Here is a 22,515-nt window from a genome sequence, read left to right on the forward strand (position 1 = left end):
ACAGACCGATGCAATTACAAAACCGTAAGACGACACTAAAAACCATGAGAAGCATTAAAATTTCTAACACTCTAAAGCTGAAGTGTCACTAGTCGGAATACAATCAGAAAATGATGCAGTTTTGTTAGTAAAGACTGCACTAGAAAATAGGGGAGGTTAAAGCAATGGATGAGCGCGATCGCTACTTACAAATCGCTCTGGTTCTTGTTGGTATAGCTTTTCTACTTATATATCCGCTAACTCAGGTCTGGGCATCAGGCTGGTTATGGCAACCAGGTCAGCACGAATACGAACAGATGATTATTGGTGTTTATGCGACGCTTGGTGTCTTTTTGCTGTTAGCTTCAAAGCAACCAGAAGCTCACCTCAGTTTAATCTGGTTCACCGTTATATCAAGTGCAGTCCACGGGCTGATTATGGCGGTACATGCAGTAATTGACCCTGTTGAACAGGGACACCTGTTTGGTGATGTTCCAGCATTATTCTTGGTAGCAATTGTCCTTGGCTTTTTAGCGCCCCGCAAAGTGGTGTCAAGTACATAAACGGGCTACCCCCTACGCTCTATTTTTTACTGTACTTTGGATATGAGGGGGCATGAGAATCGAACCGCAAAGAGCGCAAAGGAAGATAGAAGAGGGAGCGATCGCATCTCTCATAAACTGCAAGGCCGAATACTGCAAATGCGTAGGCGTAGCCAGCACTTCTTTACGAAAGGCTGCGCCAACGGCATGGTTCGACTCCGCTCACCAGCCGCTCAGTGACCACCGTAGGCATCGCCGAAACGATGAAACCTCAATCATACGATTGGCGATCGCTAATTTCTAAACTCAATTAAGTTGATAACTTGCGATCCCTTCTAGCAGTCGGTTACGCCATCGCAACTGACTTTTTGCTTTGGTGACTATTGCTCTAACCAGTTAAGCAGCCCAAGTGAAGTAGCGCCTCCGACAAAGTGAGCGCCAATCAGATTGACATTGGCCAAAACCACAAAAACATCTAGAGACCGAATGACATTTTCAGGTCTATAGACTCCTATTGTTTGAGGCAGAGCTAGCGTTTTCGCTAATACAGCAATAACAGTCACTTCAGATGCTAAAAAAGCTAAAAATAGCCCTATAAAACTGACAATTAACCCAATTTGTAATACTTGAATTACGTCCTGTTTACTTGGATGTAATTCTCGATTAGGCAACTGTAAAAGTTTGTTTAAACGCCTGTAGCGGTTCATCCAGTAGAGTCGGAAACACAGCACTAAAATTCCAATAATTCCCAAAAATACTCCAAAACCCATAACCGAATTTGTCGTTGTTTGGGCAGTGACGTTACGGCTAAATATAGCCAGTAACAAAGCCAAGATAGAAACAGTGCCTAATGCTAACTGTACCCAAAAGCTAATTGGTCTTACTACACCGAAAGTGGCTGCGAATTTTCGTTTAGTTGGTACAGGTAAGTATGAATTTAGGTCATTTGTCATCTTAGTTCTCCTAAAACTTACGCCAATTGATCGTTGCAATCAAAACCTCTACGCGCTGCCTACGTAGATACTTATCGAAGAAGGCTTTTACTCTATTGTCTACGGCAGTGCCAAAGTCACTATGCCTAGCACCTTGAGCATAGTTAGCGGATAACGCCCACTAACTATTCTCCCACACCTTTTTTTGTTTACCCTTGTAAATGCATTGGCTTGCATTAAGAATGCATCGATTTGCATTGTGAATGCATCTTGCGGAATATATTTAAAAGCACACCTTAGCTAGAGTCTCTGTGCCAGATAGCAGTGATAATATACGGCTCATTCCTGTTGGTGGTGCTTGTAGGAGACAATTATGGAAATTAGTAGACGCAGCTTGTTAAAAACTGCTTCTGCTTCGAGATTAGTGGCAGCATTACAGTTTCAGAAGGATTTTTGCAACTGCTCCTCGCCCAAACAGAACTCAACCAAATGATATACCTGCATTCAATCGATAAATCTTGAATTTATTTACACAATTTGCACCAGCGGCATCTACTTCACATTAATCAGCTTTGTTTGTAGCTTACTCAACTGTGCGATCGCCCTTAGTTTTTCATTCAACGTTTCAAAGTATAGCTTTATCCAAGGAGAACACTAATTATGTCCAATTTCAAAATATTTTCTACTGGTATAGTAGCGATCGCTTTATCTCTGGCGACTGGTTGCACGCCGACTACTCCGCACGACCAGACTACATCTGAAGCTCCAGTTGCTGTACCTGTACAAGGAACTGAGAGTCCATCCCCAACTACCTCACCAACTACCTCACCAACTCCATCAGGGCAAAATAACCTCAGTTCGGCAGACAGACAGTTCATAACTGAAGCCGCTCAAGGTGGTTTAGCAGAAGTCCAACTAGGACAATTAGCATCACAACGTGGAACTAGCGATGCGGTAAAACAGTATGGACAGCGTATGGTTCAAGATCATACCCTGGCAAATAATCAACTCAAACAGTTGGCGACTCAAAAAGGTGTCACGCTGCCAACTACTATTGGCACTAAAAATCAGCAAGTAAAGCAACGTTTATCCAAACTTTCTGGTACTAACTTTGATCGCCAATATTTGAATCAGATGCTTCAAGATCATGAAAAAGATGTCTCTCTATTTCAAACTGAAGCTGAACAAGGACAAGATGCAGACGTGAAAACATTTGCCGGTCAAACTCTACCAATTCTCCAAGACCACCTGCAAGAAGTTCGTTCCCTTATTAATCCTGGAAGTTCAACTAGCACCCCAACTCCAACTAACACCCCAACTCCAACTACTACCCCGTAAGGCAATAGAGTTCAGTTAAGCATTTCTTCTTGGCATTGTAGGGAAAAGGGTAAGAGGAAATTCCATCCCTTTACCCTTTACCCTTTCCCCGACTTATGCCAAGAAGTCTAATGCTGTGCCCCGATGACAGATGTGGTTCAAATACATGATTTCTGCTGTAAGCCCAAAATTTCGTCATTCAGGAGAATTTTAAGGAACCACGATGTCTAAATTGTTTAAAGGAAAAATTTCTCGTCGGCAGATTCTAACTACAACTGGATTAGGAGCCGTTTCTGCCGCCGCAATTGGTAGTATGGGCGAAGAGGTTACTGCCCAACAGCCAACAGGACAAGCCACTCCCCGCAAAGGCGAGTTGCCGCCTCAGATTGAGTTTCCACCCATCTCAGAAAAAACTGAGGTTGATACGGGTGGGCCACCAACTGCATTACCTCCAGAGCGACGTTTGGGATTTGCGATCGTTGGACTTGGCAGACTGACATTAGAAGAAATCATGCCTGCCTTTGCAGAATGTAAACTAGCAAAGCCAACTGCATTAGTGAGTGGTGATGCTGCCAAAGCAAATCTTGTTGCCCAGCAGTATGGCATCAAACCGCAGAACGTTTACAACTATCAGAATTACGACAATCTCCGCAACAATCCAGACGTTGATGTGATTTATATCGTACTGCCTAACAGTATGCACCGGGAATATACGGTGCGTGGTGCGAAAGCTGGAAAGCATATTTTGTGTGAAAAGCCAATGGCAACCACAGTCGAAGATGCTCAACAAATGATCGACGCGTGCAAACAAGCTGATCGCAAACTGATGATTGCTTATCGCTGCCAATATGAGCCGCACCATCGCGCCATGATTGAGATGATCCGTAGCAAAGAATTGGGAACTGTGAAGGTGATTCAGGCAGATAACGGACAAAACCAGGGAGGTGACTTAAATCAGTGGCGATTGAAACGCGCCTTAGCTGGAGGTGGCTCTTTACCGGATGTAGGAATTTATTGCTTGAATGCAACTCGCTATTTAACGGGAGAGGAACCGATCGCAATTAGCGCTCAAATCTTCAGCACTCCCGGCGATCCGCGCTTCAAAGAAGTTGAAGAAAATGTCACCTTCCAGCTGCGGTTTCCCAGTGGGATACTAGGGATTTGCTCCACTAGCTACGGCTTTCACGAAGGGCGGCGGTTTCGCGTTTTCGGCTCTGATGCTTGGGGACAACTCGATCCGGCGTTCTCCTACAATGGCTTGCGAATGATGATTTCGCGCAAATCCCCAACCAACAGCATGGCAGAAAACATTAGCGAAGTGCGCATAGGTGAGAAGAATCAGTTCGCCTTGGAAATCGATCACATGGCAGATTGTGTGATTCACAACAAGCAACCTCATACACCAGGGGAAGAAGGTTTGCAAGACCAAAGATTAATGGCAGTGATTTACGAAGCAGCACATACAGGCAAAACCATCGCTCTACCTCGTGTGTCAGGATTAGATACCACTCGTGGCCCCGCTCCGCGAATGCTGAAGTAAGATGTGCATACCGCAGTTATGACAACCTCTGCTTGGAGTCCGCTCCGTAAATCTTTGTTTCGCGATCGCTGGATTGCCTCGATTGTCTCCAACATTGGCGGTTGGATGGAGGACACGGCGGGAGCTTGGTTAATGACTTCTCTCACCACCTCTCCTCTGTTGGTGGCACTGATGCAAACAGCCGCAACTTTGCCAGTGCTGTTGTTAGGATTACCAGCCGGAGCAACGGCAGATATTTTCGATCGCCGTCGGTTACTGCTGTTTTGGCAATTCTGGATGCTGGTTGCGGCAATGATCTTGAGTGGATTGATTTTTGCAGGTAAGATTACACCGTGGTCACTGTTGGCGCTGACGTTTTTGCTTAACTTGGGAGCGGCAATGAATGGCCCAGCTTGGCAAGCTATTGTACCAGAATTAGTACCGCGATCGGAACTAATGGCTGCGATCGCATTAAATAGTGCTGGGTTTAACATTGCCAGAGCAGTTGGGCCGGCGATCGCAGGTTTTATATTGGTGGCGGCAAATGCGGGAGTCGTCTTTTTGATTGATGCCCTTTCTTTTATCGGGGTGATTTACATCCTGTATCGTTGGCAGCGCCAACCGCTTTATGAAAGCGCCCTGCCCGCAGAGCGAGTATTGGGTTCTGTGCGAGCTGGTATTCGCTATGTCCGTTTTTCTCCCGCCCTGCAAGCCGTGTTAATTCGTGCGGCTGTTTTAACCAGTTGCACAAGTGCTTTGTTAGCCTTGCTGCCTTTGGTAGCACAACAAGATTTGCAACAAGGAGCAGGTGGGTATGGTTTACTACTCGGTTGCTTTGGATTGGGGGCGATTTTCGGTGCAATTTTGCTGCCACAAGTGCGTCAACATCTCACAGCCGATGGAGTTGTGATTGCCGGAACTCTGGTGTTTGCAGTTGCGACCTTAATTCTGGCATTCATTCACAACGTACCTTTGGTGTTGCTGGCTTTGCTAGCGGCGGGAATTGCCTGGACAAGTATGACATCCAGCTTGAATATTACAGTGCAGCTTGCGGTTCCCGCTTGGGTGCAGGCGCGGGCACTAGGAACTTATCAAATGGTATTTCAAGGAGGTTCAGCAATTGGTAGTATTGTTTGGGGTGTAGCAGCAGAGCATTGGGGTATGCGGACTGCCTTATTCATTGCTGCGATCGGCTTAGTAGGGGGAACCTTTACAGCGCGGCGTTATCGCTTGCTATCAGGAAAACTGGATTTAGGCCCAGCATTACGGCGAGCAGAACCGCTGGTAGTGATTGAATTGCAACCAGAACAAGGGCCAGTTTTAGTCACACTTGAATATTGTATTGACCCAACTCAAGCAAAGGAATTCATTACTGAAATTCATGCCCTACGCGTGGTGCGGCTACGAGATGGTGCGATTCGCTGGGGCATCTTTCACGATACATCTGTGCCAAATCGCTACTTAGAGACGTTTATCGTCGAGTCTTGGGTAGATCATTTACGTCAATATGAGCGGTTTACGGTGGCAGATCGAGAAATTCGCGAAAAGGTTTTTGCCTTTCATCAAGGCGATGAACCCCCAGTTATTTCTCACATGATTTATGCTCGCTAATCCCAAGAAGCACAAGCTTAGAAAAGACTGAAAACAGGATATTCTTAAACAAACGTGAGTTCGACAGACCTCTCCCGGCCAGCCTCCTTTCCTAAAAGGCGAACGCGTAGCGTCTGGGTAAGGAGAGGAAGGAGTAACGAGATGAAAGGGTTTTTGCTCCCCTCTGCTCGTAGGCTACGGTGTACACACAAGTCAATTACCCCCCTTAATCCCCCAATATATTGGCTACGGTGTACGCACAAGTCTTTTAAAGTTGCTGCGGAACATAGGGTGGGTTAATTTTTGTAGGTCGATGCAACAAAGGTGCGAGTCGATACAACAAACGTGCAGGGCGATGCAACAAAGGTGCGAGTCGATGCAACAAAGGTGCAGGGCGATGCAACAAAGGTGTGAGTTGATACAACAAACGTGCAAGGCGATGCAACAAAGGTGCGAGTTGATACAACAAACGTGCAAGGCGATGCAACAAAGTTGCAGATCGAGAGACTTGTGTGTACACCGTAGATCCTCGTAGGAGAGGGGGTGGGGGAGAGGTTAAAATAGCACTCTCGAACTCACGTTAAACAAGTTGAATGTCCAGATTGGCTTGAAAACCAATCGGCTTATTTTCAACAATAGCGAATCTAGGATATAAGTTAAGGGTGAATTTTACAAGCTACAAAAAACCTACGTGCAACTCCTGTTAATTAACATCCGCTCATACCTTTGGAGTTGTCATCTCAAATAGTTGCCCAATCTTTGTATACTCAACTGGGCCACCTAAGCGCGTAATCGGCTGCATCCTTACAGTATCAACTAACCCCAAATCTTGGCGGTATAAGTCTTCACGCACATGAAATCGTAACACTCGACCCAATACCATCACATTATTGGTTCCTTCCACTGGAACTATTTGTGTGACTTTACACTCCATTGCCACAGGTGAGCTTTCAATCCGCAATGGTCGGACATCTGTAGCAGGAATAGCTTTTAAGTTTGCTTTTTCAAACTCGTTAACTCCATAGGGAAATTCTGTTCCGGTTTGAGCCATTGCCTGAGACAGTGTTTCATCGACCACATGACACACAAATTCATCAACTTCATGAATATTGCGTAACGTATCTTTTTCTTTTGACTCATGTCTACGATATGCGACTGAGAACATAATAGTTGGTGGAAAACCTGCTACTGCATTGAAAAACGAATACGGGGCAAGATTGGCAATTCCAGAGGCACTAATTGTAGACACCCAGGCAATTGGGCGAGGAGCAACGATGCTTGTCAATAGATGGTAAGGAGCAGGGTCTTTCATTTCCTGCGGCACGAATGATAACATAAAATTCTCTATTTCTATATTTTTCAAATCAACCCCTTGCACCCGTGACATAAGCTGCTGTCAAGGGATGTTGGGGGTACTCAAAAATTTGCTCTACTGTACCTGACTCAATCAATTGCCCAACAGCTGACTGCACCCAGAACAGAGCAACTCGATCGGCGATGCGCTTGGCTTGCGCTAGATTATGCGTCACAATCAGCAAGGTATAACGCTGACGCAAACTAGTAATTAAGTCTTCAACTATTCCACTGGCAATTGGATCGAGGGCGCTACAAGGTTCATCCAATAACAGGATTTCTGGTTGCAAAGCCAAGGCTCTAGCTATGCACAACCTTTGCTGTTGTCCGCCAGAAAGTCCTAAAGCAGAGGTTTGCAGTCGGTCTTTGACTTCATCCCAAAGTCCAACATCTTTCAGGCTTGTCTCGACGATCGCATCGATTTGTTCTTTACGGATACCATGTTCTCGCAAAGGTAATTCCAGATTTTTCCAAATTGATAAAGGAAAAGGATTAGGCTTTTGAAAAATCATCCCAACTTGCCGCCGGAGCGCGTTTGCATTCGTTTTGGTATTTAGCACGTCTAAACTACCTATACGAATCCGCCCTTGGACTCGACACTGGGGAATCATATCTGTTAAACGATTTAGGCAACTCAAAAAGCTAGTTTTTCCACAACCAGAAGGCCCCACCAATGCCAAAATTTCCCCTAGATTCACACTCAAATTGACATTAGCAAATGCAGTTTTTTGCCCGTATTGCAGAGTTAAGTTCTCCGTTTCAATCAACGGTTCGACAATTCCAGTAGCAATATTTGCTGATTTCATCCAGAAAAAATTCTCCTGTGCAACCAACGATCTGCAATCCATGCTGCTGTACCATTAATCAGCAGCAGTGATACCAGCAAGACTAATGCTGAGGCGTAAGCATTGGCATCTCCCCCAGAGACGTTCATTGATAAATCAAAAATATGAATCGAAAGCGCACGCCCGGAATCTAGCAGTGATTCTGGCATTCTATCTACGTAACCACTAGTAAAAATTAAAGCCGCCGTCTCTGCGATCGCTCGACCAATACCCAGCACTAATCCCACAACCAAACCAGGGACAGCAGCAGGTAACAACAGTTGAAATAGCGTTGTTGTGCGGGAAAAACCAAGGGCTGCGGCTCCCAATCTATACTCATTGGGAACAGCGCGAAATCCTTCTTCTGTAGAGCGAATCAAGATTGGTAACACCATACATCCCAAGGTCAATCCTCCCGACAAAATAGAAAATCCCAGCCCCAAAACTTGACAAAAGAAGACGTTGCCAAACAACCCAAAAACTATAGAAGGAACTCCTGCCAGTACATCTAAACTACGCCGCACCAACCCACCAAACCAACTATCCACGGGGGTGAATTCTGCCAGTAAAACGGCTGTACCAACACCAATAGGGATAGAAACCGCCATACACACTGCCATAATCAGAAAAGTGGAAACCAGAATGCTGGCAATTCCCCCTTCTCTACCAGCATTTTCTGGTTCAGTTGTCAGAAATTGCCACGTCAAGTGTCCTATACCATGCCAAAGGATATCACTGAGTATCCAAAGAAAGATACCAGTAACTAGGGCAGCAGTTGTCCAAACAATGATTGTTGGCAACCAATCTTTAAGACTTACAACAGGTTTACCCATATATTTTTCCTTGACTGATGACTTCTGCAACCGCAACTAACAGCAAAATCATTCCCATCAAAACTAAACCGCTAACAAACAACGCCGAACGGTGGTCTGCTGTGGCATAAGCCATTTCCAGAGCAATATTTGCCGTCAACGTGCGGATGGGATCAAATATACTTTTTGGCATTTGGACTACATTGCCACACACCATCAAAATAGCCATTGTTTCGCCAATTGCTCGACCTGTTTCTAAAATTAAGCCTGTGAATAATCCAGATTTGGCAGCAGGAAGCACGATTCTAGAGATAGTTGCCCAACGGGATAATCCTAAAGCTGCTGCTCCCTGAAGATAGGAAGTTGGGACTTTCGCTAAACTAGCATCGGCTACAAGCGCTATTGTTGGCAAAATCATCACTGTGAGAATGGCAATACCCGCGAGTAAACTTGGCCCCGGTGGATGTATCCTACCAATCATCGGAACCAGCACCACTAATCCCCAAAAACCGTAGACTACAGAAGGAATTCCTGCTAAGAGTTCAATTAAGCGACGGTATAACCGAGCTATTACTGGTGGGGCGTAAAATTGACAAAAAACCGCAGATAGAATTCCGATTGGTGTCGCGATCGCTACTGAGCCAACCATTGCCAAAAATGTACCCAATAACATCGGGAAGAGATTGTATAATCCGGCGGTTGGGTTCCAAGAAGAGTCTGTAAAAAAACGTGTTATTCCGACATGATTGAGGACTGGTAGAGACTCCAGAATTAGAAAGACGATAATTAAAAGTGCGATCGCTCCTGCTATTATCCCTAGAAAACGCAGTATCCAGATTAACCAAAAGTCATTTGGAGACGACGACAAAGTTTTGCTTTTGAACAATGTCATTTACCTGTTGTGATTGCGCGAAATCAAGAAATGCTTTTGTCAATCCTTGAGGTTGGGTTTTAGTTACTAAGTTAAGTGGACGAGAAATCGGAAAAGTCCCATTCTGCACGTTAGCTGTTGTTGCAGCTATCCCATTTACAGGTAGCAGCTTAATAGCTACTCCATTGGCTGCACTATTTTCTGCCGATCCAATCGATACATAACCAATTGCATTCGGGTTTCCTGCTACTGTCTTAATTCCCTGCTGATTGTCACCAATTACTACTTGGGCTTTGATGTCTGTATTTTTCAGTTTGAAATAATGGGTAAATAATTCTAAAGTGGAACGTCCTTCGGCTTTATTAACAACTGTAATCGTTGCATCTTTACCTCCCACTTGTTTCCAGTTCGTCACTTTGCCTGTGTAAATATCTACAACTTGCTTATCGTTGAGCGATTTTATTGGATTGTCTTTGTAAAGAATTACCGTCACTCCATCACGAGCGATAGAAAATGCTTTTAAATCGTTTTCTTCTGGCTTCAAGGCACGGGAAACCATGCCAACATTAGCGACACCTTGACGAGCATCAGAAACCCCACGCGAAGATCCCCCTGATTGCACATCAACTCGCGCACCTGGATGCTGAGATTCAAAACGTTTGCCAATTTCAGCCGCTAACGGCGCAATTGTACTGGAGCCTGTAAGTACTAGTTTTCCCTGAAGCTGATTTGGATTATTTGCATCTCGATTCGCTGATGAACAGCCTTGTAACCAAATACAGGTAGCCAACCCAATTGCCAGAGGTAAGATTTGAGAATTTTTCATTAGTTACTTTTCAACCCGAATTAGGGTTTTTAATTAAAACAGAGGACACAACAGCCAAGATTCAAAGCTTTGCCTGTAGTTATTTCCACCTCTGGAGCCAGACGGTAGAGAACTGTTTTTCCATCACGCGAGGGCACAACCAACTGGGAGCGACGCAGAACTTGTAAATGATGGGATAGTAGGCTTTGTTCCAATCCCAAAATTGCATTCATCTCTCCCACGTGTTTGGGACTATCGATTAAGAGTTCTAATACTGCTAAACGAGTTTCATCTGCCAGTACCTTCAACTTTTCTACGCAGTCAACCTGCTTCTTGCTACTGTTTTTCATTGCCTCTAAAGGAATAAGTTTTTCTTGTTTCCGAAGTTAGGTTGCAGCGATGCCTCCGGCAACGTCAAGGACGAACGCTCTCGTGTTCAGCGAAGATTAACAACTGCTGCTCTCGCAAATAAATAGCAATTCATATGAAATTCGATTCATATTTTAAGGTAGAAAGTGTCACGCTCTACAATTAAAATTATATTTTTTAACCAAAGCTTAATGTTTATCCTATTTACCAAGAAGAAGAGGGGAATGGATTTGCGGATAAGGGAAAAAGAAAAAACTTTTCCCCAAAAGGTATAAAGCCCCTATTTTTAAATAGGTCGAATAAAAAAGAAGATAATACCCGCCACATAGTGCGATAAAAATCAGCGTCCGTGCGCGATCGCAATTTATTTGCTATCAGCTAAAGTGTGGCGGAAAGCTATAATTTGAGGCAGCACTTGAGGCTAGAAGTATGACTACTGTAGCAATTTTACCAACAAGAGACGCTAGCGGTGAGAAATCCTATCGTGCGATTGCAGGAGATAAACATTCGGTTGGCAAAACTGCGGGGCAAGCTTTAGATGCGTTAACTGCCCAGTTGGGTGAGACTGAGTTTAGTGCGCTACTAGTCATTCAAAGCTTTCGTCCTGACACATTCTTTAGTGCCCAGCAACAAAAACGGTTATCAGAGTTGATGAGATTATGGCGATCGGCACGGGATCGGGGACAAGAATTGCTACCAGAACAACAGGCACAGCTGGATGACTTGGTTGAGGCTGAATTGAGAGCGGCGACAGCCCGTACTGCTGCGTTGATGCAGCCAGAGAATTCATGAATCCGTACTATACTGCGATCGCTGGGCGTGCTAACCATCGTTGTGAGTATTGCCAAGCTCCTGAAGTTGTTTTCAATTTTCCGTTTGAGGTGGAGCATATTATTCCAATTTCTCGGCAAGGTGCAAATAATAAAGCAAATCTAGCCCTTGCGTGTCGCTCCTGTAATCTCCGTAAAGGAACTCGCATCAATGGCACTTTGCCTGATTCCAATACTGAAGTTCGGTTATTTCATCCAAAAGAAAATCAGTGGAGTGAACATTTTCAGGTTGATGTTGAATCTGGCAAAATTAGGGGAATGACTCCAGTTGGAGAAGTTACAGTAGAGTATTTGACGATGAACAGTCCTGCTCAGGTAGCAGCACGGCAATTATGGATTCGATTGGGGTTGTTTCCGTAGTCATGCAACTTAACCGTTGAAAGGTTATCTGCGGGGGTGTAGGCAACGCCATTTTTTCCAAACAAAATGTGCATCTTTCGGATTGAATGCCAGCTAAATGTTCAAACTAAATTCAGCCTGTAGATAGATATTTTAACTAAACACAATAGACTTCTTATAAAAATAAAGAGTCTCAAATTAAGACTTTTGCAACAAGTTTAAAGTACTCTGCCAAAACTGTAATTTAGGGAAAATCAGTATTTCGTGCTAACTCTTGTGATAGATAAATAACTAAAGTTGACAACTATCCTCTGGGGCATGATTTCAGTGATGTTTTCGTTTATCTTGGATAGCATAACACTGGGAACGCACCTCAATCTAACGTATATACTGTAATCGTTAAAGAACAGCAAATCTCAGGAGTGTTTGACACTAGCAGCGATGCACAATGGCACAGTCATCATATTGTTTGCATTGAGACTGCCTACTCAACTTCATAAACTGCTAGAAACAGAAACAAATGAACGAATTACAAGCAATTTTAGAAGGCTTCCAGTCAAGTCAAAAAAATGGTGAAGTTACTTTTCTTGCGACTGTAGTCAAAACTCAAGGTTCAACCTATCGCCGACCAGGTGCCAAAATGTTGATGACAGATACAGGTCGGACGATCGGAACAATCAGCGCTGGTTGCTTGGAAAATGATGTATTTGAGCATACTCAACAACGAATGTCGGACGGCGAACCAATTGTTGTGACTTACGATAACACCGCCTCAGAAGATATTCTTTGGGGCTTTGGTTTGGGGTGCAATGGGACAGTGCAAGTTCTGATCGAACGTCTGGAAAAAGAAAGTTCACCAAATGCGATCGCTTTTATGCAAGAGTGCTTTGAGCGAAAACATTTAGGTATTATTGCTACAGTCTTTGCCTTGGAAGGCGAGGTAGATGTGAAACTTGGGTCGCGTTTACTGCTGTATCCTGATGGCAAAATTATCGCTGACATCAAAGATCCAAATTTAATTCAATCTCTGCAAGTAGATACTCAAGCAGCTTTTACTAATCAAAAGTCTAGTGTAAAAAACTATCAGTTACCTTTAGGCAGTGCAGAAGTTTTTATTGAAGTCATCCAACCACCCACGCCTTTAGTTATATTTGGTGCAGGTTATGATGCTGTACCCGTAGCACAGTTTGCTCAAGCATTAGGTTGGGACGTTACTGTAGTCGATTGTCGTGCTAATGAGGCAACTAAAGCGCGATTTCCAATAGCTTGTGATGTGATTCTGACTCGGCGAGAAATTGTCCAAAAACAGGTATTTATAGATGCCAAGACAGTTGCCGTAGTGATGACGCATAATTATCTTGATGACCTGGAAATTTTGCAAACATTGCTGCCATCTCCCGCACGTTACATAGGGGTTTTAGGCCCAAAAGCACGTACTGAAAGATTGCTTGCAGATTTAGGTTCGCAAGGAATGGTTTATACTACTGAACAATTAACCAGATTGCATGGCCCGATTGGGATTGATATCGGAGCAGATACACCTGAAGGAATAGCGATCGCGATTATTGCAGAAATTCAAGCAGTGCTAACAAACCGCAATGGTAATTTTTTAAAAAATCGCAATCAACCGATTCACCAATACGATGAAAGCAACTCAAACTTGCTACTTACCCCATAGTTTTTATGACTGCTATAGACAACGAGAAATCAACCATAGCCGTTATGATTCTTGCTGCTGGTGCATCTACTAGGATGGGTACACCAAAACAACTATTGCTTTACCAAGGGCGTAGTTTTTTACAATATATTACAGAAATAGCGATCGCTTCAGTTTGTCAACCTGTGGTAGTAGTACTTGGAGCCAACGCAGAACAGATTCATCCCCAAATTAAACAACTTCCTGTTAAAGTAGTTAAAAACTCCAATTGGGCTTGTGGAATGAGTACCTCAATCAAGAGTGGTATTGAATTGTTAAACAATCTTCCGCAAAAAATAGAAGCAGTAGTTATTACACTTTGCGACCAGCCATTTGTTTCTACCCAAATTATCAATCAACTTGTTGATACATATTATTTGACAAAAAAACCGATTATTGCTTGTGAATATGGAGATACATTAGGTGTACCTGCTCTCTTCAGTCAGACATTTTTTTCAGAACTTGCCGCTTTAAAGGAAACTTCAGGAGCAAAAAAAGTTATTAATCATCACCTGAATGAAGTGTTTTCTATTCCGTTTCCATTAGGGGATATAGATATTGATACACCAACGAATTACGAACAATTGCTATCAATTACTAAAGGAATTTTTTAAGCATCTTGAACAAGAACGCTAAAAGGGAACAAGTAGAGAAAACCGCGCTGACTCGACAATGTAGTGGCTCCCCGACCTACACAGATAGAATAGAATAAAGTTGGGTTAGTATTTTAAGGCTAGAATTTCTTTCCTAGCCTTTTGTCTTTACAGCGTTTTAGCAATGAGGATATTAGTAAACAATTTTATTTAAGAGCGGCTAAAGTTCGATGTCCAATTATTCCATCTGCTCTTAATCCTTTAGATTTCTGAAATTTGATCACAGCTGCACGAGTCTTATTATCAAACACACCATTTACACTTGCCGTATAGAATCCTTGCTGTTTTAAAGAATTCTGAACAGTTTTCACTGTCTCTCCTTTGCTGCCTACTGTCAGTACAGTACCAGTACTACGCTTTGCCATATGATTAGACTTGTGCTTGGCACTAAGCTTTGGTACAGCATTAGGCTTTTTCATGGTATTGCCTTGCTGAGTACTTTGGGCAATGTGGGTAGCAGTAGCCGAATTTTGGCTTTTATTATTAGTTAAAGAGTAAGCAGGTACAGCAGTAGCTAGAGTCAACGCAGGGAGCAAAGCAAGTACTTTCCAATTCATTTTCTTGTTCCTTACAACTGTATGAGATTTTGCAATTTCTATTTGAAGAATCATCTTCATAAGGTACTGTGCCTTAAGTGATTCTCTTCTGTAGATTCTGGTGTGTGGGTCTAGTCTGAGACTATTTCCGAAGCCAGAGCTATAGCATCACACGTCGTATTGACAAAGCTATTGCAAAATTGTGACAAAACCATGACTAAATGTATTAAAATTTATGTCGCACGAAATTGTGCTAGTACCGCAAGGCGGAATTAAAAATTAAAAATTAAAAATTAATATAGCGTAAGCATTTCATTGGTTTTGAATGGAATGGCACACTTGTTAAGATACAGTCCTTGCCCCAACTGGTTAAGAGCCTGGAGGCTCCCAACTAGAACAAGCCTCCAGGCTGGGAAACCATTCTCGGAAGCGGAGCCTCCTCTTTCTTGACAAGAGGCAGAGCCTCTTGGAACTCGTTCCCAGCCTCTAGGCTGGGAACGAGGATACAATAAGTGTTTGGGCTTTACAAGCGTGCCATTCGGTTTTGAATGCGTGGTTTATTTACGCCGTACTGTACTAATCTCTTTTATCCTCCGAACCCAACATTTTCAATAATTTTCTGGCAGCTAAAACGCCCATAACTCCTGCGCCAACCACCTCTACTCCTTGAACAACTTTTTTGCCCACATCATGAGGATCGAGATGGTGATGGAAAATCTCTTCATCCACCCATTCAGTTGTTGCTTTAAAGTCATGAATTGGTGTTGGTAATAGCGTTAAATAAGTTCCTTGACGAATTAAATGCCCGGATTCTCCTGCAACTTCAAAAATATTGAAAAGGTTAGCGGCAGCATCATTTAACCCTAATTTTAAGAGAGTTCCGCGTATATTTACCTTTACTGGTTTGAGGTTTTCGCCTAAAGCTAATGCTTTTAGATTTTGGGCAATATTGGCTCCTTGCTGATAAGCAACTTGGGCTGTTGGCGGTAGTGAATTATCTTGAACTGCTACACAATCCCCGCCTGCAAATACTTCTGGAAAGTCGAGTAATTGCATTGTAGAAGTTACTAGGAGGCGATTATGGCGATCGCGATGTTCTTGAGAAATTGGTAAATCTTTAATTAGTGGGTGAATAGAAGTGCCAGCTGTCCAGATTGCGGTGTATGTTGGCAATGTTTCAATTTGCTCATTGCGTTTATATTCAATGGCATTGGCATGAATAGTAGTGGCTTCAGCTCCGGTAAGTATTTCAATTGGAATTGTGCGTTTTTGTAATTCTTTCTCAGCAATTGGGCGCAGAGGATTGTTAATATCACCATTGAGAATTTCTTGGCCGTGATTGAGCAATATTACACGGATTTCACTAGAATTTCCTCCCATAGCGCTATACCAATGTGGGAGTAAATCAGCTAGGGTAGCTGCCATTTCTACACCACTTGCACCACCACCAACTATAACTACTGTTAGCAGTTGACGACGTTGTTCTGGATCTTCAGTTTTGATTGCTTTTTGCAAACAATCGCCTAAATGCCGATCGAGAGCGATCGCATCTGCTTGTGTCCAAAAAGGAAAAGCGTATTCTTTAGCACCTTCAAGATGATGATAAGCAGTAACACTACCCAAAGCTAAGACTAAGTTACTGTAGTTGTATGAGTTTCCCGAAGCTAATTTGACTTGTTGTTGGTGCAAGTCGATCGATTCCACTACATCTTGAACAAAAATTACACCACTACCTTTAAGCAATTCTGTAAAACGCGGTACTACTTGAAAAGCATCCATCTCGCCACTGAAATATTCGTAGAGTAATGGCTTAAAGCAAAAGCTTTCATTTCGATCGATCAAAATTACAGAGCGAGGATAATGTTCGTGAGCCAGGTGTAAGGCTGTAAATAAGCCAGTGAAGCCACCACCAAGAATCACAGTTTGATAAACTGGGCTATTCATAAAATATCTCCAAAGTATTGTCAAATCAATGAATTTGCCAGGATGTTATACCAATTCACAATTCGCAATTAAAAAACTTAAAGATAGCTAGCTTTTCAGGGTTTACATCTGTTTCATAATTTTAGTGAATTGGTATTACGCATTTAAATCAGATTTTCTGTCTCACGCATAGGTGCAAAGCAAGAATCACAATTAAGATTTTTGCGAAAATACAAATGACAAATGACAAATGATTAATTAGCTATACGAATAAAAATAACGCAATTAAAAAGACGCTGAGGAATAAAGCGAAAGCAATAGCGTATTCGACTCTGCGACTAAAAAATCCCACAGCAGCAATTAGAGCGATCGCTAGCCCAATAATGCCAATATATTGCTCTTTTTGTAACCCACGTGCAATGAGTGGATCTTTACCTGGTGCGGGAGTTTCTTGAACTGCTTTTGGCGCGAGTTCTGAGGCTGGTAATTCTTGGATGAATAATTTCATAAAGTTACTCCTGAAAATACTTAGTGAACTGAAAATCTTTATGCCCGCCAAAGGTAGAGAAGCGAGAAAAGGAAGACCCAAACTACATCAACAAAGTGCCAAAATAGAGTAGTCGCACTTGTACCAAAGTGAGTTTTATTATAATTGCCTGGAATGAATGAGCGAATCAGCATAATTATCTGAAGCACTACACCAGCTAGAACGTGTAAACCGTGGAAACCTGTTAGTAAATAGAAGGTAGAACCAACTAATCCCGTAGTGAGCTTGAAATCGAGATTTTTCCACTCAATTAATAGACCAATTAAAAAGTAGATTCCCATTGCGATCGTTATCAACCAGAGCCAGCGAAATTTACTCAATTGATTTCGTTTGAGGGCATTTTCTGCTGGTTGAATCACAAAGCTACTAGAAAGTAAAACTACCGTATTAATAATCACGAGCTTAGACAATTCTGGCCCAGAAACCCCAGGTGGTAGCCAGTTATTAGTATTCAGTCGTAAAGCAACATAAGTAAAGATAAAACTCAAAAAAATGATACTTTCCGACAACAGGAATACAGTAAACCCAAACATTCCTTTGCCATGATGATCTTCATGACTTCCGCCACCACTTGGCAAAAAGCGCTGTAACCAATTCGGTAAGCGTCGTCGCCACCGATCGAAACGGATCGGACTTTCATCTATATGGATTCTGGGACTTTGCATGATTTTGGTCATTAATCATTAGTCATTAGTCATTAGTCATTAGTCATTGAGAAAGAGGAGGCAAAAGGCGGAAGTTTTTTTATTTTGAATTTTGAATTGATTTCTCCCTTGCTCCCCATTTCCTAGTGAGATTCACCATTATCAGAATTTTCCACGAATGAATATTTTGGATCGCCATAGTCGTAAGGAGGTCTGTTGACAACAGGAATCTCTTCAAAGTTATCTCGCGGAGGTGGTGAAGAAGTTGTCCATTCCAATCCTGTCGCGTGCCAGGGATTATCAACTGCTCTGACTCCATATAGCCAGGAACCGACAATGTTAGCAATAAAGGGCAGTGTGGATACTCCCAGTAAGAACGATCCCAGGCTAGCGATGACGTTCCAACCTTGATACTGGGGATCGTAGGAGGAAATTCGGCGTAGCATCCCCTGCAAACCTAATGGGTGCATAGAGAAAAAGGTGATATTGGCAGGAATAAAGGTTAACCAGAAATGCAACTTACCCCAACCCTCGGCGTACATCCTGCCAGTTATTTTGGGAAACCAAAAGTAAATTCCGGCAAAGATTGCCATTGTAATTGTATTAAAAACGATGTAGTGGAAGTGACCTACTACAAAGTAAGTATTATTGACGTGGATATCAAATGGGGTGGCGGCAAGCATCACACCAGTGACACCGCCAAAAATAAACATCGCTGCACCTCCCATCGCAAAGAGCATTGGTGTCTCTAGGTGCAATTTGCTCCTCCAGATTGTGGCAGTCCAAGCGAATGCTTTAACACCTGTGGGTATGGCAACTAACATTGAGGTGGCCATGAAGGTCATCCGCATCCAGCCGGGGGTTGCACTGGTGAACATATGATGCACCCAAACGAAGATGCTGACTACAGCAATACCTAAAGAAGCAAGAGCAACTGACCGATAGCCAAATAAAGGATTGCGAGAAAAGGCTGGGAGAACTTCCGCAATAATACCGAAGGTCGGTAGCGCCATGATATACACTGCGGGATGTGAGTAGAACCAAAATAAATGTTGGTAAATGATTGGATCGCCACTTCCTTCCGGTTTAAAGAATTGTGTACCGAAGGAGAGGTCAAGCAACAGCAGGATCAATGCACCTGTCAAGGAAGGTAAGTTAATCAGCTGCAACAACTGGGCGCTAAAAACTGACCACACAAAGACGGGCATCCGAAAAAATGTCATCCCTGGCGATCGCATCCAAAAGATAGTGGTAACAAAGTTGACAGCCCCCATAATTGAAGAGATGCCGATTAATACTAGGCTAACTATCCAAATAAATTGACCGTTAATCAACTGATCGGCTGGAACTTGCAGACTCACTGGTGGGTAAGACCACCAGCCAGCTTGTGCAGTCCCGCTTGGTAGTAAGAAACTAGACAGTAGTAGCAGACCGGCTGGTGGCAAAATCCAAAAAGAGATGGCGTTGAGCAGGGGAAAAGCCATATCCCGCGCTCCAATCATCAGCGGTACTAGATAGTTAGCAAGACCTGCATTGAAGGGAATAACCCACAGGAAAATCATGATTGTCCCGTGCATGGTGAATAAACCATTGTAGAGGGGGCGGTCAACTAAATTTGCTTCCGGGGTGAGCAATTCAGCCCGGATAATCATCGCCAACAGCCCGCCGAGAAGAAAGAAAATGAAGGTCATCACCATGTACTGAACACCGATTACCTTATGGTCGGTGCTGAAGCTGAAATATTCCCGCCAGTTATTCTCACGTTCTCTATTGTTGGCTATAGCTTCACTCAAATCATGTGTCATTATTTATCTTCCTTTGATTGGCTACAGCTGTTTGAGCAGGTGCGACGGTGTACCAGCCGCTTTTGAATAATGTCTTTGGTGGTTGGATATTTTCGGTAACTGCCTGATTTTTAGTGTTTGTAGTTTCGCTAGAGACTGTTTGCGCGAGCCACTGATTATACTGAGTAAGGGATTCAACGTATACATCTGCCTCCATCAAGGCAAAATAAGCACCACTGAATTGAGAATCTTTCAGTCGATATTTACCTGGGCGAATCGGTGTAATCACAATATCAATGTTCCGCCCTGGAACAATATCTTGCTTTAAGCGAAACTCAGGAATGTAGAAGCCGTGGATTACTTTCTCGGCTTGCATATTTAAGCGAGTGCTGCGATCGAGCGGCAAGTGCAATTCCTTACTAGTAAGATTATTTGGATAGTGGAAAGACCAATCCCACTGCCTAACGAAAACATCAATTGTTTCAGATGCAGGTTTGGGGACATCGCTAACGGTTGCGGCATAGGCGGGTGCAGATTCTAGGGGCGCGTGCAAATGCACAATTTGGTTTAGACCGAGAATATTTAATTGCTGATAAATATTGAAGCTTTGAAAGGCAATCCATATTACTAACAAAGTTGGCGTCGCTGTCCACAATATTTCTAACTTTCCATTACCTCTAGAAGGGTGTCCCTCGCTGTAGTCTTCTGGGGGGGCGCGATGAAAGGCGATCGCATACACAATCACACCAACTAGCCCCAGCAAGATGAATGCTCCAATTGAGACTAAAAAGCTAAATAAATCATCTACTCGTTGTGCTTCTGCTGTCGCCTGGGGAGGCATCCAAGAAAAGGCCTGTTGTCCAATCCACCGACTGACAATCAGCAGCCCTGCGACATAAAACGCTATTAGTACATATTCCCAAAAACTAAACATATTAACAATTCAAAATTCAAAATTCAAAATTCAAAATTGAAGAGAGTGCTTCCCACTTGATTATTTGAGTAGTAAATTTGGGTTTTTACCTTCTTGGAGTAACCTCGCAGCAGTAACGTGTATTCCAAACTCTTCTCCCAATTGCGCCCCCAAAGTTCCGTGGACAAACAAGATACCCAATATTGCAATACCTGCTAATAAGTAACTCCACTGTACCTGCCTAGAAGCATCCTTGCGCCAGCGATAACGTTGTAAACCTCTCCATACTGTCATGGCAACAACGATCCCCAACAATGAAATGCCACCCAAGCCATGCAAAAGCATCGTCCAACCAGCAGTTAACCCCCAAACGCTCTTTTGATCGATTGGTGGATTTGCTAGCAATAACTCGAAAAAACCAGCTGCAACAGTGAAAAAAGTAATAAAAGCTGCTCCAATGAGGTTATACCAGCCGACATCAAAAAAACCAGAACGCAGGGTAGGCAAACCCAAAAATTTGAAGATTGGTTTTTCTAAAGCAAAAAGCGCTCCCGCAATATCAAAAATAATCGCAAGAATGAATAAACCCAATGTTAGATGCACCAGTTGCGGATGTATGGGAATTTCATAAGGTAATCCGTTAGCATTCAGCCTCAATCTCAACTGGTCAATCAATTGCCAGTTCATGGCACAACTCCCTGCTTCATTCCTTGCACAACTGGCTCGATATGTAACCCATACACCCAAACTAGCTTGCTTCCTAGATAGACTTGCAAGCACACTAAGCATACTAAAAACGTTGCTACACCAAGGTAAGCAGGTGGTACTTTCCGGGGAGTGCGTTTGCGAATCACGAAACGCCAAGCTGTAATGCCAACAACAATAGCCGCCAGCGACCAACCCATCACCGTATGAAAATTCATTGTTGGTTGGACTGCTGGGTAGATGTTCGCCAGACCTGCTTCAAACTGACCAAGAATCACTGCTAAAAAAATAGCTGCTGAGGCCACAAACATATTCCAGAAACTCACCTCAAACAACCGCACGTTACGGGTAAAATAACCCAGCACATCGCACACGAAAGAAAAAAGCACCATCGCAATTACGAAGTGAACAACAATCGGATGTAGAGGGTCAGGGTATGGTAAATTTTGGTTATTCAGAGACAGAGCAAGCATCGCTTTCTCCTTCATAAGTCAAATATATATGCGTTGCATGGAATTGCCATCCGCTTAATGCACCATTCATATTTTCCAGAATACTGCGCTAACGTCACAGTTCGACCAATTAAATAACATTGACAATTTCCGATACACTGCAATTTTTCAAGTAGCTTTTGAAATAGAATACATAATTACTATTTTTCAGTAATTATTTTCTCCAAAGGTAAAAACTCACTAAAACAACTACATTTCTGATTGGTATCATATCTTGATTAGTATTTCAAAAAAATAAAGTTTTTATTTTGGATTAGATGGGATTGTTAATAGCCAATCTAATCAGACGCTTAAGAGGTGCGTAAAAAATATTTAACGTCTTATATAGTTCTCTGATTAACTAAAAAATTTACTTTCATCAATAATCAAACTTGCTTTGAATATACCATAAATCTTTCTTGAGATTGATATAAGCTTGAAAGTCACATTTTTACAAATCTTAAAAAGAAAAACATACTATTGTCACAGAAATGACAAGGGATTTCAATATTTTTTAGTAAAAAATATGCTGTTTATCTTT

25 protein-coding genes are annotated in these 22,515 nt (G+C 42.8%); 9 read left to right on the plus strand and 16 right to left on the minus strand.

Going from position 1 to position 22,515, the window contains the following annotated elements:
- The first annotated feature begins 164 nt into the window (after positions 1–164).
- Positions 165–542 carry a DUF6632 domain-containing protein gene (locus RM368_RS05955; RefSeq protein ID WP_322693209.1) on the plus strand — a complete coding sequence of 126 codons (378 nt, stop codon included), beginning with the start codon at positions 165–167 and terminating at the stop codon, positions 540–542.
- A 52-nt stretch (positions 543–594) separates the two neighbouring features.
- A complete protein-coding gene (locus tag RM368_RS05960; protein WP_322693210.1) occupies positions 595–825 on the plus strand; it encodes a hypothetical protein in 231 nt (76 codons plus the stop codon).
- Between the two features lie 76 nt (positions 826–901).
- Here RM368_RS05960 and RM368_RS05965 read toward each other — a convergent pair whose 3' ends face one another.
- Positions 902–1,474 carry a DUF3611 family protein gene (locus RM368_RS05965; protein ID WP_322693211.1) on the minus strand — a complete coding sequence of 191 codons (573 nt, stop codon included), beginning with the start codon at positions 1,472–1,474 and terminating at the stop codon, positions 902–904.
- Positions 1,475–2,113: 639 nt separating this feature from the next.
- Between RM368_RS05965 and RM368_RS05970 the strand changes: the two genes are divergently transcribed.
- The 3 genes from RM368_RS05970 to RM368_RS05980 all read left to right on the plus strand — a co-directional run bounded on the left by RM368_RS05970 (position 2,114) and on the right by RM368_RS05980 (position 5,900).
- On the plus strand, positions 2,114–2,791 hold the full coding sequence (locus RM368_RS05970) for a DUF4142 domain-containing protein (protein ID WP_322693212.1): 678 nt from the start codon (positions 2,114–2,116) through the stop codon (positions 2,789–2,791).
- Positions 2,792–2,993: 202 nt separating this feature from the next.
- The gene (locus tag RM368_RS05975; RefSeq protein WP_322693213.1) at positions 2,994–4,310 is read left to right on the plus strand and encodes a Gfo/Idh/MocA family oxidoreductase; all 1,317 of its coding nucleotides are present in this window, start codon (positions 2,994–2,996) and stop codon (positions 4,308–4,310) included.
- Positions 4,311–4,328: 18 nt separating this feature from the next.
- Entirely contained in the window at positions 4,329–5,900 is a 1,572-nt protein-coding gene (locus RM368_RS05980) for an MFS transporter (RefSeq protein ID WP_322693214.1), read from the plus strand.
- Positions 5,901–6,147: 247 nt separating this feature from the next.
- On the opposite strand, the gene RM368_RS05985 is transcribed toward RM368_RS05980, so the two are convergent.
- The 7 genes from RM368_RS05985 to RM368_RS06015 all read right to left on the minus strand — a co-directional run bounded on the left by RM368_RS05985 (position 6,148) and on the right by RM368_RS06015 (position 10,894).
- Positions 6,148–6,399 (minus strand): hypothetical protein, encoded by a 252-nt coding sequence (locus tag RM368_RS05985; protein WP_322693215.1) that lies wholly within the window; start codon positions 6,397–6,399, stop codon positions 6,148–6,150.
- A 198-nt stretch (positions 6,400–6,597) separates the two neighbouring features.
- Positions 6,598–7,215 carry a flavin reductase family protein gene (locus tag RM368_RS05990; protein WP_322693216.1) on the minus strand — a complete coding sequence of 206 codons (618 nt, stop codon included), beginning with the start codon at positions 7,213–7,215 and terminating at the stop codon, positions 6,598–6,600.
- 28 nt (positions 7,216–7,243) lie between these two features.
- Positions 7,244–8,038 (minus strand): phosphate ABC transporter ATP-binding protein, encoded by a 795-nt coding sequence (locus RM368_RS05995; RefSeq protein ID WP_322693217.1) that lies wholly within the window; start codon positions 8,036–8,038, stop codon positions 7,244–7,246.
- A complete protein-coding gene (gene pstA, locus RM368_RS06000; RefSeq protein ID WP_322693218.1) occupies positions 8,035–8,889 on the minus strand; it encodes a phosphate ABC transporter permease PstA in 855 nt (284 codons plus the stop codon). Before pstA ends, RM368_RS05995 begins: the two co-directional genes overlap by 4 nt.
- Positions 8,882–9,760: a phosphate ABC transporter permease subunit PstC gene (gene pstC, locus RM368_RS06005; protein ID WP_322693219.1), complete on the minus strand. Its 879-nt coding sequence runs from the start codon at positions 9,758–9,760 to the stop codon at positions 8,882–8,884. The genes pstA and pstC overlap by 8 nt, the downstream gene beginning before the upstream one ends.
- On the minus strand, positions 9,717–10,565 hold the full coding sequence (locus tag RM368_RS06010) for a phosphate ABC transporter substrate-binding protein (protein ID WP_322693220.1): 849 nt from the start codon (positions 10,563–10,565) through the stop codon (positions 9,717–9,719). The genes pstC and RM368_RS06010 overlap by 44 nt, the downstream gene beginning before the upstream one ends.
- A gap of 29 nt (positions 10,566–10,594) precedes the next feature.
- Complete coding sequence (locus RM368_RS06015; protein ID WP_322693221.1) at positions 10,595–10,894, minus strand: metalloregulator ArsR/SmtB family transcription factor; 300 nt, start codon at positions 10,892–10,894, stop codon at positions 10,595–10,597.
- Between the two features lie 448 nt (positions 10,895–11,342).
- Here RM368_RS06015 and RM368_RS06020 point away from each other — a divergent pair, with 448 nt between their 5' ends.
- From RM368_RS06020 to RM368_RS06035, 4 genes are all read left to right on the plus strand, one after another.
- Positions 11,343–11,705, plus strand: a complete 363-nt coding sequence (locus RM368_RS06020) for a hypothetical protein (RefSeq protein WP_322693222.1) — start codon at positions 11,343–11,345, stop codon at positions 11,703–11,705.
- A complete protein-coding gene (locus RM368_RS06025) occupies positions 11,702–12,103 on the plus strand; it encodes an HNH endonuclease signature motif containing protein (RefSeq protein ID WP_322693223.1) in 402 nt (133 codons plus the stop codon). Before RM368_RS06020 ends, RM368_RS06025 begins: the two co-directional genes overlap by 4 nt.
- A 499-nt stretch (positions 12,104–12,602) precedes the next feature.
- Entirely contained in the window at positions 12,603–13,760 is a 1,158-nt protein-coding gene (locus RM368_RS06030) for an XdhC family protein (RefSeq protein WP_322693224.1), read from the plus strand.
- 5 nt (positions 13,761–13,765) lie between these two features.
- Positions 13,766–14,392 (plus strand): nucleotidyltransferase family protein, encoded by a 627-nt coding sequence (locus RM368_RS06035; protein ID WP_322693225.1) that lies wholly within the window; start codon positions 13,766–13,768, stop codon positions 14,390–14,392.
- 185 nt (positions 14,393–14,577) lie between these two features.
- Here RM368_RS06035 and RM368_RS06040 read toward each other — a convergent pair whose 3' ends face one another.
- From RM368_RS06040 to RM368_RS06075, 8 genes are all read right to left on the minus strand, one after another.
- Positions 14,578–15,048 carry a peptidoglycan-binding domain-containing protein gene (locus tag RM368_RS06040; RefSeq protein WP_322693226.1) on the minus strand — a complete coding sequence of 157 codons (471 nt, stop codon included), beginning with the start codon at positions 15,046–15,048 and terminating at the stop codon, positions 14,578–14,580.
- 495 nt (positions 15,049–15,543) lie between these two features.
- A complete protein-coding gene (locus RM368_RS06045) occupies positions 15,544–16,911 on the minus strand; it encodes an NAD(P)/FAD-dependent oxidoreductase (RefSeq protein WP_322693227.1) in 1,368 nt (455 codons plus the stop codon).
- A gap of 241 nt (positions 16,912–17,152) precedes the next feature.
- Positions 17,153–17,398, minus strand: coding sequence for a hypothetical protein (locus RM368_RS06050; RefSeq protein WP_322693228.1), 246 nt, complete (start codon positions 17,396–17,398; stop codon positions 17,153–17,155).
- A gap of 38 nt (positions 17,399–17,436) precedes the next feature.
- Complete coding sequence (locus RM368_RS06055) at positions 17,437–18,114, minus strand: heme-copper oxidase subunit III (RefSeq protein WP_322693229.1); 678 nt, start codon at positions 18,112–18,114, stop codon at positions 17,437–17,439.
- Positions 18,115–18,224: 110 nt separating this feature from the next.
- A complete protein-coding gene (locus RM368_RS06060; RefSeq protein ID WP_322693230.1) occupies positions 18,225–19,886 on the minus strand; it encodes a cytochrome c oxidase subunit I in 1,662 nt (553 codons plus the stop codon).
- Complete coding sequence (locus RM368_RS06065; protein ID WP_322693231.1) at positions 19,876–20,799, minus strand: cytochrome c oxidase subunit II; 924 nt, start codon at positions 20,797–20,799, stop codon at positions 19,876–19,878. Before RM368_RS06065 ends, RM368_RS06060 begins: the two co-directional genes overlap by 11 nt.
- A gap of 60 nt (positions 20,800–20,859) precedes the next feature.
- Complete coding sequence (locus tag RM368_RS06070) at positions 20,860–21,465, minus strand: DUF2231 domain-containing protein (RefSeq protein ID WP_322693232.1); 606 nt, start codon at positions 21,463–21,465, stop codon at positions 20,860–20,862.
- Complete coding sequence (locus tag RM368_RS06075) at positions 21,462–21,956, minus strand: DUF2231 domain-containing protein (protein WP_322693233.1); 495 nt, start codon at positions 21,954–21,956, stop codon at positions 21,462–21,464. The genes RM368_RS06070 and RM368_RS06075 overlap by 4 nt, the downstream gene beginning before the upstream one ends.
- Positions 21,957–22,515 lie beyond the last annotated feature (559 nt).

The organism is Nostoc sp. DedSLP03 (assembly GCF_034530815.1).
Taxonomy (GTDB): Bacteria; Cyanobacteriota; Cyanobacteriia; order Cyanobacteriales; family Nostocaceae; genus Nostoc.

Coding starts and splice junctions, on each gene's coding strand:
- RM368_RS05955 (WP_322693209.1), top strand. CDS start 165: ATGGATGAGCGCGATCGCTACTTACAAATCGCTCTGGTTCTTGTTGGT.
- RM368_RS05960 (WP_322693210.1), top strand. CDS start 595: ATGAGAATCGAACCGCAAAGAGCGCAAAGGAAGATAGAAGAGGGAGCG.
- RM368_RS05965 (WP_322693211.1), bottom strand. CDS start 1,474: ATGACAAATGACCTAAATTCATACTTACCTGTACCAACTAAACGAAAA.
- RM368_RS05970 (WP_322693212.1), top strand. CDS start 2,114: ATGTCCAATTTCAAAATATTTTCTACTGGTATAGTAGCGATCGCTTTA.
- RM368_RS05975 (WP_322693213.1), top strand. CDS start 2,994: ATGTCTAAATTGTTTAAAGGAAAAATTTCTCGTCGGCAGATTCTAACT.
- RM368_RS05980 (WP_322693214.1), top strand. CDS start 4,329: ATGACAACCTCTGCTTGGAGTCCGCTCCGTAAATCTTTGTTTCGCGAT.
- RM368_RS05990 (WP_322693216.1), bottom strand. CDS start 7,215: ATGTTATCATTCGTGCCGCAGGAAATGAAAGACCCTGCTCCTTACCAT.
- RM368_RS05995 (WP_322693217.1), bottom strand. CDS start 8,038: ATGAAATCAGCAAATATTGCTACTGGAATTGTCGAACCGTTGATTGAA.
- pstA (WP_322693218.1), bottom strand. CDS start 8,889: ATGGGTAAACCTGTTGTAAGTCTTAAAGATTGGTTGCCAACAATCATT.
- pstC (WP_322693219.1), bottom strand. CDS start 9,760: ATGACATTGTTCAAAAGCAAAACTTTGTCGTCGTCTCCAAATGACTTT.
- RM368_RS06010 (WP_322693220.1), bottom strand. CDS start 10,565: ATGAAAAATTCTCAAATCTTACCTCTGGCAATTGGGTTGGCTACCTGT.
- RM368_RS06015 (WP_322693221.1), bottom strand. CDS start 10,894: ATGAAAAACAGTAGCAAGAAGCAGGTTGACTGCGTAGAAAAGTTGAAG.
- RM368_RS06020 (WP_322693222.1), top strand. CDS start 11,343: ATGACTACTGTAGCAATTTTACCAACAAGAGACGCTAGCGGTGAGAAA.
- RM368_RS06025 (WP_322693223.1), top strand. CDS start 11,702: ATGAATCCGTACTATACTGCGATCGCTGGGCGTGCTAACCATCGTTGT.
- RM368_RS06030 (WP_322693224.1), top strand. CDS start 12,603: ATGAACGAATTACAAGCAATTTTAGAAGGCTTCCAGTCAAGTCAAAAA.
- RM368_RS06035 (WP_322693225.1), top strand. CDS start 13,766: ATGACTGCTATAGACAACGAGAAATCAACCATAGCCGTTATGATTCTT.
- RM368_RS06040 (WP_322693226.1), bottom strand. CDS start 15,048: ATGAAGATGATTCTTCAAATAGAAATTGCAAAATCTCATACAGTTGTA.
- RM368_RS06045 (WP_322693227.1), bottom strand. CDS start 16,911: ATGAATAGCCCAGTTTATCAAACTGTGATTCTTGGTGGTGGCTTCACT.
- RM368_RS06050 (WP_322693228.1), bottom strand. CDS start 17,398: ATGAAATTATTCATCCAAGAATTACCAGCCTCAGAACTCGCGCCAAAA.
- RM368_RS06055 (WP_322693229.1), bottom strand. CDS start 18,114: ATGACCAAAATCATGCAAAGTCCCAGAATCCATATAGATGAAAGTCCG.
- RM368_RS06060 (WP_322693230.1), bottom strand. CDS start 19,886: ATGACACATGATTTGAGTGAAGCTATAGCCAACAATAGAGAACGTGAG.
- RM368_RS06065 (WP_322693231.1), bottom strand. CDS start 20,799: ATGTTTAGTTTTTGGGAATATGTACTAATAGCGTTTTATGTCGCAGGG.
- RM368_RS06070 (WP_322693232.1), bottom strand. CDS start 21,465: ATGAACTGGCAATTGATTGACCAGTTGAGATTGAGGCTGAATGCTAAC.
- RM368_RS06075 (WP_322693233.1), bottom strand. CDS start 21,956: ATGCTTGCTCTGTCTCTGAATAACCAAAATTTACCATACCCTGACCCT.